This window comes from Sphingobacterium sp. UBA7253 (assembly GCF_002472745.1).
GTDB lineage: Bacteria > Bacteroidota > Bacteroidia > Sphingobacteriales > Sphingobacteriaceae > Sphingobacterium > Sphingobacterium siyangense.
On sequence record NZ_DKSP01000199.1, the window covers coordinates 1 to 17,437 of the forward strand.

Annotated in this window: 13 protein-coding genes; 6 read left to right on the forward strand and 7 right to left on the reverse strand. The window is 43.0% G+C overall.

Features of this window, described 5'->3' with window-relative positions:
- Window positions 1–11 precede the first annotated feature (11 nt).
- Both B2X72_RS19875 and B2X72_RS19880 read right to left on the reverse strand, forming a co-directional pair.
- Window positions 12–2,018 (reverse strand): BCCT family transporter, encoded by a 2,007-nt coding sequence (locus B2X72_RS19875; protein WP_286851220.1) that lies wholly within the window; start codon window positions 2,016–2,018, stop codon window positions 12–14.
- Between the two features lie 74 nt (window positions 2,019–2,092).
- On the reverse strand, window positions 2,093–2,941 hold the full coding sequence (locus B2X72_RS19880; protein ID WP_070566538.1) for a mechanosensitive ion channel family protein: 849 nt from the start codon (window positions 2,939–2,941) through the stop codon (window positions 2,093–2,095).
- A gap of 259 nt (window positions 2,942–3,200) precedes the next feature.
- Here B2X72_RS19880 and B2X72_RS19885 point away from each other — a divergent pair, with 259 nt between their 5' ends.
- The gene (locus B2X72_RS19885; protein ID WP_286767866.1) at window positions 3,201–4,493 is read left to right on the forward strand and encodes a TIGR00341 family protein; all 1,293 of its coding nucleotides are present in this window, start codon (window positions 3,201–3,203) and stop codon (window positions 4,491–4,493) included.
- Between the two features lie 2 nt (window positions 4,494–4,495).
- Here B2X72_RS19885 and B2X72_RS19890 read toward each other — a convergent pair whose 3' ends face one another.
- Window positions 4,496–5,173: a potassium channel family protein gene (locus tag B2X72_RS19890; protein ID WP_070566542.1), complete on the reverse strand. Its 678-nt coding sequence runs from the start codon at window positions 5,171–5,173 to the stop codon at window positions 4,496–4,498.
- Between the two features lie 72 nt (window positions 5,174–5,245).
- The gene (locus B2X72_RS19895; protein ID WP_204991180.1) at window positions 5,246–6,628 is read right to left on the reverse strand and encodes a TrkH family potassium uptake protein; all 1,383 of its coding nucleotides are present in this window, start codon (window positions 6,626–6,628) and stop codon (window positions 5,246–5,248) included.
- 231 nt (window positions 6,629–6,859) lie between these two features.
- Here B2X72_RS19895 and B2X72_RS19900 point away from each other — a divergent pair, with 231 nt between their 5' ends.
- The 5 genes from B2X72_RS19900 to B2X72_RS19920 all read left to right on the forward strand — a co-directional run bounded on the left by B2X72_RS19900 (window position 6,860) and on the right by B2X72_RS19920 (window position 12,931).
- A complete protein-coding gene (locus tag B2X72_RS19900) occupies window positions 6,860–8,317 on the forward strand; it encodes an alanine/glycine:cation symporter family protein (protein ID WP_286851221.1) in 1,458 nt (485 codons plus the stop codon).
- Window positions 8,301–9,476, forward strand: a complete 1,176-nt coding sequence (gene nhaA / locus B2X72_RS19905; RefSeq protein WP_145328369.1) for a Na+/H+ antiporter NhaA — start codon at window positions 8,301–8,303, stop codon at window positions 9,474–9,476. The genes B2X72_RS19900 and nhaA overlap by 17 nt, the downstream gene beginning before the upstream one ends.
- A 132-nt stretch (window positions 9,477–9,608) precedes the next feature.
- On the forward strand, window positions 9,609–11,408 hold the full coding sequence (locus B2X72_RS19910; RefSeq protein ID WP_286851222.1) for a chloride channel protein: 1,800 nt from the start codon (window positions 9,609–9,611) through the stop codon (window positions 11,406–11,408).
- 378 nt (window positions 11,409–11,786) lie between these two features.
- Complete coding sequence (gene msrB, locus B2X72_RS19915; RefSeq protein WP_349681402.1) at window positions 11,787–12,284, forward strand: peptide-methionine (R)-S-oxide reductase MsrB; 498 nt, start codon at window positions 11,787–11,789, stop codon at window positions 12,282–12,284.
- A 239-nt stretch (window positions 12,285–12,523) separates the two neighbouring features.
- Complete coding sequence (locus tag B2X72_RS19920; protein WP_145328502.1) at window positions 12,524–12,931, forward strand: DUF6265 family protein; 408 nt, start codon at window positions 12,524–12,526, stop codon at window positions 12,929–12,931.
- Window positions 12,932–12,960: 29 nt separating this feature from the next.
- On the opposite strand, the gene B2X72_RS19925 is transcribed toward B2X72_RS19920, so the two are convergent.
- The 3 genes from B2X72_RS19925 to B2X72_RS19935 form a co-directional block, all read right to left on the reverse strand.
- Window positions 12,961–14,070, reverse strand: coding sequence for a glycoside hydrolase family 88/105 protein (locus B2X72_RS19925; protein WP_145328372.1), 1,110 nt, complete (start codon window positions 14,068–14,070; stop codon window positions 12,961–12,963).
- A gap of 114 nt (window positions 14,071–14,184) precedes the next feature.
- Complete coding sequence (locus B2X72_RS19930) at window positions 14,185–15,891, reverse strand: RagB/SusD family nutrient uptake outer membrane protein (RefSeq protein ID WP_376747258.1); 1,707 nt, start codon at window positions 15,889–15,891, stop codon at window positions 14,185–14,187.
- Between the two features lie 332 nt (window positions 15,892–16,223).
- Entirely contained in the window at window positions 16,224–17,381 is a 1,158-nt protein-coding gene (locus B2X72_RS19935) for a TonB-dependent receptor (protein WP_286851226.1), read from the reverse strand.
- Window positions 17,382–17,437: the final 56 nt, after the last annotated feature.

Sequence of the window (17,437 nt, forward strand, 5' to 3'; positions counted from 1 at the left end):
TAGCCGGCTGATCATCTCAGATTTTTGTTGGCATTGCTACTAATAAACATTTCATTTTTTTCTTCTGAAATTATTTCTAAAAAGCGCTCATAGTGCTTCAAAACATCACTTATCAGCTCATTTTTTGTAAAGTACTGAATATCATAACCCTCACGAGCATCTCCAAAATAAGATTTCGGAAAATAAGTTTTCTTATCGGCTATATCAGGGAGATTTTCTTCTTCGACGACATAATCGGACACCACTTTAAACTGATTTTTGACCCCATATATAAAATTGTTGATTAGGTCGTGTCGGATTTCAATCGCTATCCGATTTGGTTTATCCGACTCATGAATCTTTGATTCAATACCATTCTCCTTAAACTCAGCCTGCAAATCTTCGAACGCTGCCTTCACTGTACTCCTCATAAATTCATCGACCGACTCACGGCTTTTAAAAGAAACAATCTGTTGCAGGCGATCTTTCCAAAATTCGCCCGACCAGGGCACAGTACTCACCGAAAAATCACGCTCATAATAACTTCGGTCAATCGTCAATGCTTTTACCAAACTGACGCAAAAAAGCAACATGATAATTGAAAATGGCAATGCTGTTATAAGTGTCATAGTTTGTAATGCCTGCAGTCCACCCGTGTTCAATAACATGAGCGCTAAGATGGCCAACAAAGCGCCCCAAAAAACCATTTGCCATTTTGGGGACTTTGGAGCATTCTTGGTAGCAATACTATTCATAACAAATATGCCCGAATCAGCCGAGGTTACAAAAAAGATAATAATAATAAGGATAACCAGATAACTGACAATTTCCGATAAAGGCAAGTAGTCTAAAAATCGAAACATCAAGGCATCTGGATTATCTGCTAAAGAACTCAAAGCGCCTTTAGCGATATTAATATCAAACCACATGGCACTATTTCCAAAAACAGACATCCAGATAAAATTAAATATGGTCGGAATAATAAGTACCGCAGCAATAAATTCACGAATGGTCCGCCCTTTGGAGATTTTAGCAATAAACAGCCCCACATAGGGAGACCATGATATCCACCAGGCCCAGTATAGAATTGTCCAGTTATAAAACCAGGGTAATGTTGCCTCGTCATAAACATGTGTATCAAAAGTCAAACTAAAGAAATTGTTTACATAATTGCCTATTCCTTCTGTAAAACTGCCAATAAGGTAAACTGTAGGTCCAAGGAAAAGAACAAATAGCAACAGAATAATAACAGTTAGTATATTGATATTACTTAATATCTTTACACCTTTATCGACCCCTGAAGTGGCAGATAAAACAGCCAACAGCGTTAACACGCCAACAATCATGATCTGATAGGTAAAATTATTATCGGGTACTAGCCCCAGGGTCTGCAAGCCAGCATTTACTTGAACCACTCCGAACCCCAACGTAGTCGTGATACCGAAAAATGTACTGCAAAGTGCAAATACATCAATCGCATTACCCCATTTTCCATTGATTTTGTTTTTCAATAAAGGATAGAAGCAACTACGAAGTGAAAGCGGAAGCCGATAGCGGTATGCAAAATATGATAATGCCAAACCGACCACACCATAAATTGCCCAAGCATGTATACCCCAATGAAAAAAAGTATACAGCTGCGCATTTTTGGCTCGGTTAATATAGTGATTACCGGCAAAAGCCTCGGTCGAAAAATGTTGCATCGGCTCTGCGACACTGAAATACATCAATCCGATTCCCATACCTGCAGCAAATAACATAGAAATCCAAGAAAAGAAGGTATATTCTGGCTTACTGTCGTTACTTCCGAGCTTGATATTACCAAACTTGCTAAACATGAGGTAAACCAGGAAAATGACAAAAAGTGTCACAGCCCAGACATATACCCAATTGAGGTTCACAAAGATAAACTGTTTTATTGTATCTAGAATATTTACTGTCAACGTTGGAAAAAACACCGCTAGCAGGCAAACCCCTATAATGAAGAGCAGGCTTGGAATAATGATTCCTTTATTAAATGTCGATTTTGACAAGATCACTTGAATTAAATTTGGTTTACATTATGGTCTTTCGACCAATTATTACGTTAATCGTATGCATTATTACGCACAAATCATGCATTGCTGCGAATATGGATATCCCTTTGTGGAAATGGTATTTCAATACCAGCTTGATCCAATGCCTCTTTACAATTAATAATCAACTGTTCCTGCATGGTCCAAAAGTTTTCGTTTGACGTGGTGACACGCACCGAAAGATTAATTGCGCTGTCGCCAAGTTCGGTTACCACAACCTGCGGAGCTGGCTCCTTAAAAGCATAATCATTATTTCGAACCACTTCCATCAGAATTTCTTTCGCCTGTTTTAAGTCAGCGTTGTAGGCGACACCAATATCGAACCAAGTGCGGCGTGTGCCCAACTGGGTATAATTTGTAATGCTGCTATTAGACAATACCCCATTGGGAACTACCACTTGCTGATTTTGAGGCGTATTTAATTTGGTATTGAAAATATCAATTTCGGTGACCGTACCCGAAACATTTGAACTGGACGTGATATAATCCCCTACCCGAAAAGGTTTCAATAACAAGATCAGTATTCCACCGGCAAAATTGGATAAGGATCCCTGCAAGGCTAAACCTATGGCTAAACCTGCAGCTCCAATAATGGCAACAAATGCTGAGGTTTGAACGCCCAACTGTGTGACTACAACGATAAATAATAATATATTTAAAATCCAGCTGATCAGATTACTTAAAAAACGCTGCAAGGAGACATCCATCTGCCGGCGTTCGAAAGCCTTATCAATCATGCGCTTGACCAGTCGAATGATCCATGATCCAATTAAATATATCAGTAAAGCTGAAATTACGGCAGTAATAATTCGTGGTGCCCAGGCAATGGCTGAGGAAATAAAATTATTCCAATGTTCCTGGACGTCGTTCAATGCTAAATTGTTCATAGTTATATTTTATTAAAAATGTAAGGCGTAGGGCTTAATATATTTATTTATTGTTATAATCACAAATTAATATACCAATGATTATAATTTCAACAATTAGTTTGCCTAATTGTTTGTTAAAAACCAAAAAACGAAATTTATCTTTTTCAGGTTTGAAAACCTGTAGCTATTATACCACGCTTTTCCAAATAATTTGGTCGTATGCTCTATAAGATAAAGGATGTTTACTATATTCGTTTAAATCTAAGGTGAAAAGTGTATGAATAAAATTTTGAGCTTTTTTGATCTGCATCAAGGTGAAGAAAAAAAGGAGACGGTATTAGAAAACGTCGTTGCAAACATTTCCTTTCGGGGTTCCAATGCTTGGATCTTGGCCTGTGCTATTGTCATAGCTTCTGTGGGCTTAAATGTCAACTCAACAGCAGTAATTATTGGAGCTATGTTGATTTCTCCACTTATGGGCCCTATCGTCGGAGCAGGATTCGCATTAGGAACATTTGATTTTCCTTTGCTTAAAAAATCCATTAAAAATCTACTGATTGCGACAGTCATCAGTCTTGTTGTATCTTTTATCTATTTCCTGCTTAGTCCATTCAAAGAAGCCCAATCCGAATTGCTCGCGCGCACATCTCCAAATATTTATGATGTAATGATTGCCATATTTGGTGGCCTCGTGGGCGTTATAGCCATTACTCGGGTTGACAAAGGCAATCCAATCCCTGGGGTAGCCATCGCAACAGCCCTTATGCCTCCCCTATGTACAGCGGGCTATGGTCTTGCAATTGGCAATTTTGCCTATTTTGCAGGGGCATTGTTTTTGTATATTATCAACTGTGTATTTATCTGTATAGCGACTTTTATTATTGTTAAATATTTGCGTTATCCAAAAACTCATTATGTAGATCAGCAACGAGAAAAAAGGATTACGCAAAGCATAACAATTATCACGCTAACGCTCGTCATACCAAGTATATATTTTGCTTACAATCTGCTGCAGGAAAAAAAATACACCAATAAAGTGAAGCAATTTGTACAGCAGGAACTAAGCAACAAAGGGTATACTGTCATTTATGAAAAAATGCAGCTCAACAGTAAACCGAAAAAACTAGAATTAGCCTTTTTGGCAAAAAAGTTCAGTAGTCAAGAGATAGAATCATTGGAACAAACAATGCATACATTCGGAATTGAAAACACCAAACTTATTATTCACCAAGATAGCCTGGATTTAAAGTCTAGTATTCTTAGCGAAATAGACAAACGTACCGCAGCTGTCAGTGAGAAAGATCTAACGATTCGCGCGTTAAACAACGAACTTACAAAATACCAGGTCGTAAGTCCGGAGCTCGATCGGGATATTAAGGTTCTGTTCCCTGAATTAAATTCATATAGCATGGGAATGCAACAGCATTACGCAAAAACCGATAGCGTGGCAAATCTCATTGCATTTATTTATACTTCCCCCGCCGCGTTAACACAAATCCAACAAGATAAATTGCAAAAATGGCTAAAAAACCACTTTCCAAAAGACAGTGTCGAAATCATTAAAAGATAGCATTAGAGGAACGCTTTGATATGATCGTTGTAGCCATAAATCACCAAAATATCTCCTTCCCGCAATCGCGTATCCGGACGAGGAATACCATGGAGTACTGTGGTTACAACACTTTTTCCAAATGAAGTCTTTTTTTCCGTATTTTTTAATATCGTAAGCACTAATAGTTCATACTTTTCTCGGAAACCGATCTCCTGAATCGTTTGTCCCACATATTTTTTAGGGACGATGGCTTCTACAATCGAATAATTACTATTAAGTTCAAAAGAATCTACAAACCCGGTCATACACAAGCGCTTGGACCACCGTTCTGCAGACTCTTCTTCCGGATGAGCTATCTCTGACACCCCTAGCGCACCTAGTACTTTTTCATGCAGTCTGTTTACGGCCCTACTGATCAGGCGTTTCACGTTAGCCTCTTTACACAAAGCACTGACCATAATATTGGCACCTTCATCCTCACCGATCGCGACGACCACAACATCCGTATTTTTTAACGGTAAAGAGTGAAAAGCCGTTTCGTCGGTTGCGTCCAAACAAATCGTATGTGTAATCTTTTCCTTCAATGCCGTCACTTTAGCGATCTGACGATCAACACCTATTACTTCATTGCCTTGTGCAGTGAGCTTTTCTGCCAGAGAAGCTCCAAAATTCCCCAATCCTAAAATGATAAATTTCATTCTTGTATGTTCTTTACAAATTATACGTACATCCCTTCCTATAGTTATTAAAACTAATACGGGAACCTTTACCTAATATATTGTCAATTCTTCTTCAGCATATCGATAGTGCGTATAGCGCGCCTTTTTGATAAAAGCGATTAATACCGATAGCATGGTTACTCGTCCAATAAACATCAAAAGAATTAATATGACTTTGCTTCCTTCCGCCAGATCACCTGTAACTCCCAAAGAAAGGCCAACGGTACTGTATGCCGAAAAACATTCAAATGCGATCTCTAACAAAGGCCGATTGCGCTCAAAAAATGAAATTGCGTATACTCCCATCCCTATAATTATAAGCGAGAGAAACATCGTAGCAAAAGCACGCTGAATTGAGATCCCTGCTATTTCGCGTCTAAATATTTCAGTTCGGTCTTTCCCTTTTGCCAAGCTGATCGCATTCAGTATGGCGAGCGCAAATGTACTCGTTTTTATCCCCCCGCCTGTGGAGTTTGGCGATGCTCCTATCCACATTAATAGCATAATAAACAAAATGCTTGAAAAATGCAGCTGTGCAAAATCAATACTGTTGAAGCCTGCCGTTCGCGGTGTTGTCGCCGTTGCGAAAGCTACTACCCATTTTCCTATACCACTATGATCAGCAAAAACATGATTATATTCGGAGATAAAGAGCACCAAAGTCGCAAACGCAGTGATACAAGACGTCGTGATCAGGTTGAGCTTGCTGTTAATGGTCATTACCCAAGGACGGTAATAATTTTCCTTCGTTGTCCATTTATGGAACAACCTATTTATCAAGTGTTTGATATATTTAAGTACATTTATAACAATTGGAAATCCTAAACCGCCAAATATATATATACTGGCTACCGCCAGTTGGAACCCATAATTATAATAAACCTGTTGATGCATCAGGCCATTTGACAACGTCGAAAAACCAGCGTTGCAGAACGAAGACACCGAATGAAATACAGCAATAAAAATGCGTTCGGCAGTACCTGCCCCGTTAAAACCATCCATAGTCCAAAAGATGACGGCAGCACCGACAGCTTCTATTCCGAATGTAATTGCGATCGTGCGCTTGAGTAAAGTAAATACTTCACCCAGTCGTTGCGTGTTCGAGAAATCCCGTATGGCAAGCTGATTTTCATAACTGCTTCCCCCTTTTAAAAAATAGGCGAAAAGACCAGCAAAAGATAGTATTCCTATTCCACCAGCTTGAATCAGCAATAAAATAAAAACTTGGCCCCAGCCAGTGAAATGGGTAGCTGTGTCAACAACAACAAGCCCTGTAACACAAACTGCACTCGTTGCAGTGAAAAGCGAATCAGTCCAGGAGATTGGTTTATTAAGGGCAATGGGAAGTTTCAACAACATAGTTCCCATAACAATCAATGCCAAGAAACTAAAGATGAACAATTGCGCCGGATTATAGAATCGTTTTTTGATCAAAATATTTTAAGGTATACCGGTAAAATTAAAAAAAATAAATTATCCAGCGCAAGCCGGAAACGATATAAAAATTTTCAATAGCAAAAATATTCCTTGTAGATGCGGCAAAGGACACATATAAATTATACGTATTAGATATTTAAAATACATAAACAAAATCTATTCGATATTTAAAGCAGCCTTGGCTGGTTTTCCCTACTTTTAGACAGCCTACGAATTCAATGATACAACATGGACGTAATAATCAATAAAATTTATGATATCATCTGGAGTGATGCACTTGTCTACCTCTGTCTGCTGACGGGCATCTACTTTACGGTACGATTTCGCTGCCCGCAGCTTATGCAGATAAGAGAAATGGTGCGATTGCTTTTTAATGGAAACAGTTCCGACAAAGGCATCTCTTCGTTTCAGGCCTTTTCACTTGCTATTTCGGGGCGTGTTGGCACAGGCAATATCGCTGGCGTCGCTACAGCGATTGCTATGGGCGGCCCAGGAGCTATTTTTTGGATGTGGGTAATTGCGTTTTTAGGCAGTGCGTCGGCCATTGTCGAAGCTACCCTTGGTCAGATGTACAAGGAGGTAAACGATGGCGAATACCGGGGCGGACCTGCATTCTACATCCTGAAAGGGTTACGATCCAAGACTTTTGCCTGGACCTTTGCAATCGTGACGATCATCAGTACCGGATTTTTATTGCCCGGTGTGCAGAGCAACAGTATCAGCGCAGCGGTCGAGTCCGCTTTCCATGTGTCGCCGAGTATCACCGGATTGGCTATTGCCGGGCTACTGGCGATTATTATCATCGGTGGAGTAAAGCGGATCAGCACCGTTGCCGAATATGTTGTGCCGTTTATGGCGGGCGCCTATATTCTGATGGCTTTAGTTATTATTGCCCTCAACTTCACGGAGATCCCTGGCGTTATCGCCCTGATTGTAAAATCGGCTTTGAACATGGAAGCTACTTTCGGCGCTATCGCCGGCATGGCAATTTCGTGGGGTGTTAAACGGGGTATCTACAGCAACGAGGCCGGCCAGGGCACAGCACCACATGCAGCAGCCGCTGCAGAAGTATCCCATCCGATCAAGCAAGGCCTGGTCCAAGGATTTTCGGTGTATGTGGATACCATGTTTGTATGTACCGCCACAGCTTTAATGATTCTCTTTACCGGCCAGTACAATGTTGAAAATCCAGCCGGAGGATTTCTCGTTCAACATCTTCCGGCAACGGAAATGGGACCAGCTTTCACCCAACAGGCTGTGTCACAACATTTCCCCAACATTGGAAATGCTTTCGTCGCGCTGGCATTGGCCTTTTTTGCGTTCACGACTATTATGGCTTATTACTATATCGCCGAAACCAATATCAGCTTCGTTAGCCGAAAAAAACAACATAAAACCGTACTTATCTGGATTCTGCGACTGCTCATATTAGTATCTACCTATGTCGGATGTATCAGTACAGCCAAATCTGCCTGGACCCTGGGCGACATTGGTGTCGGTCTCATGGCTTGGCTCAACCTGATTGCAATACTCCTGCTTCACAAAAAAGTTGTCGCCATCTATACAGACTATCAGGAGCAGCAGAGGTCCAAGAAAGACCCTGTATTCGACAATTCCAAATTTCAATTTCCGAACATGGACCTATGGTCCAAAAAGAACACGCAACACGATGAGCCAATTGATTAATCTTACCGTATTCAAAAATTTTTTCAAGTCAAGTAACGCTGGCGGCATTTTATTATTTATCTGCGTCATTTTATCCCTCATCGTAGCCAATACCGCAGCTGGTCCTGGGCTGCAATCATTTTTGGATACACCCTTTGGTTTCGATTCTGACACCGTACATTTAAAATATAGCACACTGCTTTGGATCAATGATGGATTAATGGCTATCTTTTTTCTGCTCGTGGGACTGGAGATCAAGCGTGAGATCGTGGAAGGCGAACTCTCCTCGCCTAAACAAGCATCGCTCCCGATCCTTTGCGCTATTGGTGGCGCCATTGTACCGGCGATCATCTTTTTAAGCTTCAATTCAGGGCAGGCGACAGCAGGTGGCTGGGGTATACCCATGGCGACAGATATCGCCTTTGCATTGGCCGTAATCGGTATGCTAGGTAACCGGATTCCAGCAAGCTTAAAGGTATTTTTGGCCGCTTTGGCTATCGTGGACGATCTGATCGCCATTTTGGTGATTGCTTTTTTCTATTCGTCGGGCATTGAAACCACCTACTTACTGTATGCAGGTATCGGTATGGTTATTCTCTTTGTCATGAACCGCATGAATATACAAAACCCCTATCTGTATCTGATACCAGGTGTATTTATCTGGTATTTTATTCATCATTCGGGTATACATGCTACTATTGCTGGTGTGATGGTGGCGATGACTATTCCGACCAATGATACGGACCTTGAGTCGCCCTTAGAACGTCTGGAGCATGCGCTTGTCAAGCCTGTCAATTTTTTTATTATACCCTTATTTGCATTTGCCAATACCAATATCAGCATTGAAAGCGAGATGCTTACAGGATTGGTCGCTCCGATGGGCCTGGGTATTAGCCTTGGCTTATTACTAGGCAAGCCGTTGGGCATTTTAATCATGACTTTTGTCTGCTCTAAACTGGGGATTAGTAGTCTCCCGGAAGGAAGCTCATTCAAACATATCCTGGGTGTAGGCTTATTGGCTGGAATTGGCTTTACGATGTCTATATTTATTTCCATCCTGTCCTTCAGCGACGCGCTGCATATCAAAGAAGCGAAGTTATCGATTCTGCTGACCTCACTGCTGGCGGGAATTTTAGGTTATTTGGTATTGTCGGTGTTCGGCAAAAAAAGTCGTGTATAAGCCTATTTATGTAACAAAACGTTAGTATTAATACCTACTATAAGACGATACAAATTGTTTGCTTGCAATAATGACTATATTGGCGCACGCTACTTCATCTGTCCGTAAGTTAGTGTGCTGAATAGTTCAAAAATGGCAAATTTTAAAAAGATTTTCTATAAAAAAATAGACCATATCAACCAATGGCGTATGAGAAAAGTTTCGAATCGGAACTTTATCATCATCTTGGCCTTTTTGGTCGGTATTGTTGGGGGGCTGATGGCATCCGTTTTAAAAAGACTGACTCATTTTATTGCGACAAGTATCCAGAACGATATTGACTGGAAATTAAAGTATTCTTTGTATCTGGTTTTTCCGTTGATCGGTATTCTGCTGAGTGTATTATTTGTCCGAAAATTTATCAAAGGCAAAAAAATAGAACATGGTATAACGCCGATTATTTATGCGATCAGCCGAAAAGGAAGCCGACTGGATCCCAGTAATATTTATTCACAGGTGGTGACTTCAGCCATCACCGTTGGCTTTGGAGGTTCCTGTGGTTTGGAGGCTCCCGTTGCCTTGGGCGGATCTTCTATTGGTTCAAATATTGCGCGTTTTTTTGGATTACAATATAAAGAAGTGACCATGCTACTGGCCTGCGGTGCAGCTGCAGGTATTGCTGGTGCATTTAATAGTCCTTTGGCAGGAATGATCTTTGCCATTGAAATTCTGCTACCCGAATTTTCCATTCCTGTTTTTATTCCACTGCTAATTTCCTCTGCAATGGCATCGGTGGTTTCGCGGCTGCTCTACAGTGAACCCCTATTTACGAACTTTAATTCCTACTGGCAGGTATCCGCCTTATTCTTCTACCTGCTAATGGCTGTACTGATAGGCTTATACACCGTATATTTTGCGCGCGTATCTGTTGTTGTAAACCAATGGTTTCGGAAAATCAAAAATCCTTATAACAAGGTATGGGTGAGCGGTGTTGCTTTGGGTCTTATGATCCTAATATTTCCTGCGCTATACGGCGAGGGCTATCTGACCATACAGCAAATTTTGAATGGGCAGTTCAACGCAATTGTCAAAAATAGTTTATTCTCCGAATACCATAATATCGGCTTCGTTGTTTTTGGATACACGCTATTGACGCTCTTCGGAAAATCATTTGCCGCACTCTTTACTCTTAATGGAGGTGGCAATGGTGGCGTTTTTGGTCCAAGCTTGGTGATGGGAGGACTCTTGGGGTTTGCATTTTCTTATGGGATCAATCTGACAGGGCTTGCAGAGCTAAACGTTCCTAATTTTGTTGTAGCTGGTATGGCCGGCGCCCTGAGCGGCATTATGCATGCGCCTTTGACCGGTATGTTCCTTATTGCGGAGGTGACCGGTGGCTATACATTGATGGTCCCTTTGATGCTTGTCTGCTCGATATCTTACCTCATCAATAGAACAATGCTCAAGCATTCGATCTATACCAAAGTGCTCGCAGAATCAGGTGATTTGATCTCTTATGAAGATAAAGATCGTTCCGTATTAAGCATGATGCGCATCAAATACGTTTTGGAAACGAACTTTGTGATTTTGCGTCCTGATGAAACCCCTAAATCTAGACAGCACGATATTATTCATAGCAAAAGAAATATATTTCCCATTGTGAGCCACGATGGCAAATTCATCGGAATAGTCAACAGCGAATATTTATTCTCGATTCTACTTGGTGAATTGGATGGTCTGGATACAACATTTGAAAAATTGGCTCAAAAGCCCAATGATATCGTTGTTATTCATGAAAGTATGGAATCTGCGATGTCAAAAATGAACAAAGAAGACACCTGGATCCTTCCGGTGCTTGGACCTGAGCAAAAATATCTGGGCTTTGTATCCAAATCTAGTGTATTCAATAAATACCGAGCACTGCTAATCCGCCAAGGGCATTACCTCGAATAGGAAACAATAACCGTCCAATTAAGTTTAACAATAGATTTCTTTCGGTAACTTTATTGTATTGTCTGCTTCAGGTAAAAAAGTACCGCTGTCTAAAAATTCTCCATGGATGTTTATGGAATTCCATCTCTAGACATATCTTACCAATAACGAAGCAAAGATCCTCAATTTTAAATTGATCAAAAACCAATTCGGACCTTTACATCGTATATTAAAAAACAAGAATGGAGAAACGCTATGAAACAGGTATTTTTATTATTATTACTAGGATTAGGCTTATTTATGCTCAGCAAATTTGGCTTTTCACAGAAAACTGGTGATTCCAAAATAATTAAAAAACAAGCTATGAACCCTACTGGCGAGAAAGATCAGGTTATTTATATGGCACGCAAAGCCAATCCTTCCCCCACAAAAGATACAGTTGTGTCAGCAACTTACAAAAGAAAGGACCAGAGCACACTCAAAAAAGAACTTACACCCCTGCAATATGATGTAACGCAACATCAGGCAACCGAGCGTGCCTTTGATAACGCATATAATGTTGAGTTCAGAGATGGCATTTATGTGGATATTACTACAGGAGAGCCACTATTTGTCTCGACCGACAAGTTTGAATCAGGCTGTGGATGGCCCAGCTTTTCCAAACCGATTAATCCAGACTTAGTCGACGAATTAGTTGATAACTCCCACGGCATGCGTCGCACGGAAGTGCGTAGTAAAACCGGAGACGCTCATCTGGGACATGTCTTTGATGATGGCCCTGCCGACAAAGGCGGTCTACGCTATTGCATCAACAGTGCATCTCTTGAATTTGTGCCTAAAGAAGAAATGAAGGCCAAGGGGTATGAAAAATATCTGGCCTTACTTGACAAGAAATAAAAATAATCGCTTAAACGAACCTTAGCAAAAAACTGATGCAGGTCTGCATCAGTTTTTTTGTGCGCTGCGAGTGCAAATTTTTTATTAAATTTAGTTAATTATCGCCGCATGGTAACCTTTTTAAAGCTTTCACCCAGCGGTAACAGCAATCATTTTTAAGCCTTTTGATATAACTCCAGATGATAAAATTATGTAAAGTGCTAGTCCTCTTATCCATTTTCCTTGTTTTTGTACAATGTATGGGCAGTGAACATGACCCTTCGGAGAACTTCGACTGGTTACTGGGCAAATGGCAGCGTACCAACGAAACGCCAGGTAAAAAGACCTTTGAATATTGGGTCAAAATTAACGATGCTGAATATGCAGGCTTGGCCTTTACGCTACACAACAACGATACGGTCAATCAGGAAAAAATGGCGCTACTGAAATCCGATGGAAACTGGCAATTAAAAGTGAAAACAACCGATGAAAAGGATTTCATCGCCTTTGAAATGACCATGCAGAAAGACGGGCTATTCGAATGCAATAATGACTCCCTACCCTTCCCAAAAAAGATTACCTACTGGCGGGATGGCGAAAAGCTAAAGGCAAATGTAGCCGGCGACAGCCTGCAGATTCCTTTTGAATTCAGCAAAATCAAAAAATAATCTGTTCAAACTGCCAGCCGGTCAAAAACCTAAGGGGTGCTTCCCTCCAGCAATGCATTGATACACCACATATAGGCCGCCTGCCCATGATAATCACCAGTATGGCGAGGGCGGTCATAATAATACTGTTTATCGTTCTTTTTATTGGTACCTACGCAGATTTCCGACACTGCCCCCTGATCGTCCACATATTTTGCAAGCGCCAGCCAAGCCCTGCGGGCAACGGGACCATACTGATTATCACTTAGCCAGCCCTGCTTTACACCCGATATGATCGCATAGGCAAACATCGCCGAACCGGAGGTTTCTGCCCAGCAGTCTGCCTCGTCTATCAACTGATTCCACATACCGCTCTTGCGCTGCTGTTTTTTCAGGCTCTTCATCATCGTCAGGTAGCCCTTTAATATACGGGGTCGACTGGGATGATCCTTCGGAAGCATACGCAGCAATTCAGTCATACCCGCGGCCATCCAACCATTGCCTCGCCCCCAGTAGTAAGGGACATCGGGTGCATGGTAGAACAGTCCGTTTGGACGCTGCAGCTCATCCAGATAAAGTACCATCTCCCGGGCTGCACGGTCCAGGTATTCGGCTTTGCCCGTTGCTTTAAAAGCAGCGGCCTGCACGATCGTGATCATGTACATATCGTCGATCCAGAGACGGGTCTGCCAGGAGTATCCTTTTTCCGCCCAGGCCTTCCCTTCCTGACTGGCATTTTGCGGAAGTTCCCATTGCGTATCGGCATAGGGCAAGCCCAGGTCGAGATAGCTTTTCTCTTTGGTCAGCTGGTAAAGCCGCAAAGGCAGGCTGCCAAACATATTCAAATCGACATGGTTTTTAATAGGCAGCAGCTGCGGCTCACTTACTGTTAATTTGGTGAATCGCTCTTTCATAGCCTGCATCAACTGCTGATCGCCCATTAAATGGGCGTAATTAATGGCTCCCGTCCAATAGAAGGTCTCGGGATAACTGATCCATTTCCCTGCATGCAGCATATGTTTGCCCGCGATAAAGCGGTGTGCAATGCGATGGCCGACCTCCTTGGGATCCGCCCCAGCAGGAAAATTTGCCAGGTCTGTCTGTGCACTTAAAAATTGAACCGGGAGAAACAATAAAAACAAAAAGATTTTCTTGATCATACAAACTGGTTTTTATGTAATTACGAACTGGTTTTATCTTATAAAATACGATGTTCAAAGAAATCCCGAACCGATCTTCTCTATTAAATATCGGTTGGGGACCTATTAAACGGATTATTCTGCTTTGGCTTCATCCGCTACGGCATCCTCCCATTTATCCCATACTGGAGTAGCAGGATTATAACCGTCGTAGCCGTAATTTTGCTTTAGCTGCCCTTTAATATTGGAGGTAATCGCGACATTGGGAATCGGCCAGTACATATTCTTTTTATCCATCGTGTATTTGATATCACTTAGCCCAGTGGCATTGACATGAATAATACCTTTATTGTAAAGGCTATAATGCATGATGCGCTGGTACCAGTAACTTCCGCCATTGGCATCTGTACCGCTCTGCTTATCAAAATTGTCCAGATTGTACGCATTCCCCCATTCATCCGGTTTACCACTACGGGCCAAGCAGAGGGACACCCGTTTCAATTCCACATTGCGCCACTCCTCCCAGTAGAGCTCACGGGCCCTCTCGTTCATAATATCCCCAATGCTTACCGCTCCCTGGTAGAGCTCGGTACATTTTGCGCGCTGGCGGACGGCATTTAAATCATCTTTTATCGTTCCATCGGCCGGATTAATATAATATTTCGCTTCGGCGCGCAAAAGGTAAGCCTCTGCCAGGCGATAGAGGTACCAGTCGGCGATTCCCCCATTGGTAGCACCCCGTGAACCGTCTGAACCGCTGATATTGGCTTCACTTACAGGATCATCCAAGAAAAATTTATAATGCGGCACATCGTACCAGCGACGAATGGTATCGCTGCAAAGGAGTTTGCCCGTTGCGGGATCTTTCAGTGTGACCGGTTTCCCAAAATCTTTGGAAGCTTTGTTGTTCACTTTGTAATCTTCCATCCGTACCCAGTTACCCATCTTTGAACTGTGGCGCAGGTCGCCTTCATCCGGCTTGCCATTGACAGACCATACGCCCTGCGTCTGGAATGATGTAGGGCGGAACGTTGCGATCCCGCGGCCAAAGGCGCGCATATAGTCATATTTTGCATTGTAATCCCCGCTGTTCCGTTTGATGTTCAACAAAGCCTGTTTACCATCGGCAGTCTGTATGCGGCTGTCAAAGACAAAGGGATATAAGATTCTCATGGTAAGCATTTTAACGAAAGACTCCGCATCGGCACCACGGTTGGGCATCCCCATGATCACCTCACGGTTGCTGGCGATCAGCTTGTTTTCGGGGCGGTGCATATCCCAGATCACGTTACGTGTGATGGGCCAGGTCTGCGCCTCCCCTCCATCGTTAAAGGTTCCGAAGCTTTCGGTCATCAGAGCATAGCCTGACTGGTCAATCAGGATATCCGTCTGCTCTTTGGCTTTCTGATACTCCCCTATGGCGAGGTAACATTTTGCCAAAAGCATGCGGCAGGCCCCCTTGTTGATCAGGCCGATCAGGTTCATATTTTTCTGATCAGGCACCCATTGTACAGCAAACTCCATATCCTTAGTAATCATCTGCAGAATGGCATCACGCTTGGTGCTCCGGTAATTTTGTTTGGGTACGTCGATGATGGTCGTCACCAAAGGTACATCGCCGTATTCAAAGACCAAGGCCATATAGCGGAAAGCCCGATGGAAATACGCCCGCCCTTTGTAGGCATTCCTATCCTGCTCGCTCAAGGTCTGTACCTGGTCTACATATTTGATAATGGTATTGGCATAACTGATCCCCTTGTAGGTTTCGTCCCACAGATACCAGAGGCTGTTGGAGCGGTCGAGGTTTTGATGCGTAGAGTTGTCACTTGTCGGGGTCAGCATGTTGGCGACATCCGCCAGCATGCTGCGTTTGTCGGTATTACTAGCCACCATCAGTTCGGAAAAGACATACTCTGTGCCTAGCGTCAGCATCTCGTTATGATCTGTGGCCCAATACCCCTTGAGATGGCGGTCACAGATGGCCATGGCCGACAGCAGGCCCGATTCGGTGTTAAAAGTTTCGTTAGGGATATAGATCGACAGCGGATCGGGCTGCAGAAATTCCTTCGAGCAGCTGCTTATCGCTAGCGTACCGGCGAGCAAAAAAGCGATGCTTCTGCCTGCGGATCTGGATTTTTTTAGTGTATTATTCATATACATCACAATTAATCAGGTTATAAAGATAAATTCACACCGAAAGTAAAGACCCTTGAGGCCCATCCGCTCGGGTTGTTGTCAGGATGGAAAGTCTCCGGATCGCCGTATTCCCATTCTTTGGTCCAGGTGGCCACATTCCGCACCGTCCCATACAGCTTCACCCGATTGAGGTTATACTTGGAGGTCAAGGCCGTTGGTAATGTATAGCCTACCGAGATATTGTCGAGCCGGATAAACGAGCGGTCATACAGCCGCGCAGCGCCCTCCGCGCCGATCGGTCCCTTAGCCTCGATACGGCCGTAGCGGTCCGTTGGGTTGTCCGGCGTCCAATATTCCTTTGCTGGCAGATTGGCCAGCCCATAAGCCATGCGCCCGCCATCATCGTCGTTATTCAGGTAATTGCCCGACAAGCTTTTGTGCCCCATGTATGAATAAATATTAAACGAAAAGCTGAGGTCCTTCCATAGCGTAAACTCATTGCGCATCGACCAGCGGAAACGCGGATCCGTCTGCCCCAGAAAGACCTTATCGTTATTATTATACACAGGCTTTCTGCTATCCCCATTCACGGCATCATCTGCTGTATATACATTGGCCACTTTCGGGTCACCTGGAGCCTGCCCATATTTAGCGGCTTCTGCAGCTTCATTGGCCTGCCAGATGCCCGTAACCTGATAATTCCAGATCGTGCCGATGGGCTGCCCGATAAACCAGCCATTCGAAATTTCGTCCATTTCTTTGCGGCCAACCACATTTCCATCGGCATCCAGTACATCCTGGTAGTTCTTATAGAGATGTACAATCTGATTCTTATTGTACGAAAAATTAAAGGTGGTAGACCATTGCAGATTTTCCTTTTTCAAGTTGACGGTATTTAAGGTCAATTCAATCCCCTTGTTGTCCACTTGCCCCAGATTGGTGGTGATGCTGCTGAATCCTGTAAAATTGGGCAGTTTTTGCTCCATGATCATGTCGTGGGTCTGCATCAGGTAATATTCCAGGGTACCCGAAATGCGATTTTTTAAGAATCCAAAGTCCAGTCCAAAATTCCATGCCGTGGTTTTTTCCCATTGCAGGTTCGGATTGGCCAGGCGGTCTACCATCAGGTAGCGGTATTGGACCAGTTCACCAGCCGAGTTGAGGTAGCCATGCATCTTGCCGCTGCCCGAATACAAGTTGGCGAGCGCCAGATTGGGATCTGCCAGCTGCCGGCTCCCATTTTTACCGTAGG

Excerpts from the sequence above, each read along its gene's own strand:
- B2X72_RS19880 (WP_070566538.1), bottom strand. The coding sequence starts at position 2,941 with ATGAACAATTTAGCATTGAACGACGTCCAGGAACATTGGAATAATTTT.
- B2X72_RS19885 (WP_286767866.1), top strand. The coding sequence starts at position 3,201 with ATGAATAAAATTTTGAGCTTTTTTGATCTGCATCAAGGTGAAGAAAAA.
- B2X72_RS19890 (WP_070566542.1), bottom strand. The coding sequence starts at position 5,173 with ATGAAATTTATCATTTTAGGATTGGGGAATTTTGGAGCTTCTCTGGCA.
- B2X72_RS19900 (WP_286851221.1), top strand. The coding sequence starts at position 6,860 with ATGGACGTAATAATCAATAAAATTTATGATATCATCTGGAGTGATGCA.
- nhaA (WP_145328369.1), top strand. The coding sequence starts at position 8,301 with ATGAGCCAATTGATTAATCTTACCGTATTCAAAAATTTTTTCAAGTCA.
- B2X72_RS19910 (WP_286851222.1), top strand. The coding sequence starts at position 9,609 with ATGGCAAATTTTAAAAAGATTTTCTATAAAAAAATAGACCATATCAAC.
- msrB (WP_349681402.1), top strand. The coding sequence starts at position 11,787 with ATGGCACGCAAAGCCAATCCTTCCCCCACAAAAGATACAGTTGTGTCA.
- B2X72_RS19920 (WP_145328502.1), top strand. The coding sequence starts at position 12,524 with ATGGGCAGTGAACATGACCCTTCGGAGAACTTCGACTGGTTACTGGGC.
- B2X72_RS19925 (WP_145328372.1), bottom strand. The coding sequence starts at position 14,070 with ATGATCAAGAAAATCTTTTTGTTTTTATTGTTTCTCCCGGTTCAATTT.
- B2X72_RS19930 (WP_376747258.1), bottom strand. The coding sequence starts at position 15,891 with ATGCTGACCCCGACAAGTGACAACTCTACGCATCAAAACCTCGACCGC.